The sequence below is a fragment of the Shewanella sp. SG41-4 genome, assembly GCF_014164505.1.
Lineage (GTDB): Bacteria > Pseudomonadota > Gammaproteobacteria > Enterobacterales > Shewanellaceae > Shewanella.
In genome coordinates, this window is sequence record NZ_JACJFI010000779.1 from 1 (window position 1) to 282 (window position 282).

At 55.0% G+C, this 282-nt stretch carries 1 protein-coding gene; it reads right to left on the minus strand.

Annotated elements, in window-relative coordinates; genetic code table 11:
* Window positions 1-282 (minus strand): hypothetical protein (locus H5202_RS23805; RefSeq protein WP_220494005.1); only part of this gene is annotated, 282 nt, incomplete at both ends.

Consider the following 282-nt stretch of genomic DNA (forward strand, 5'->3'; position numbering starts at 1 on the left):
AGTGACAGGCACTTCAACGTCAAAGCCGTTGTCGAGCATGTCTTGAGTGACAGGGCCGTTAAATAGGGTGTTGCCATTGCCGTCAGTGACAATCAAGGTGTCGCCAACTTGAGTGCCAGTCGCTAAGGTCACGGTTGCAGTGACGGTGCCGTCGCTGCCGATCTCATCGCTGTTGAAGATACCATCGCTGCCCATGCCGCTGAATTCAACGATTGGTGCAGGTGCGGCAACATTGTCCACAGGCTGGTTGTCAGTAGCTGTTGCAGATGGGTTGCCGGCGAT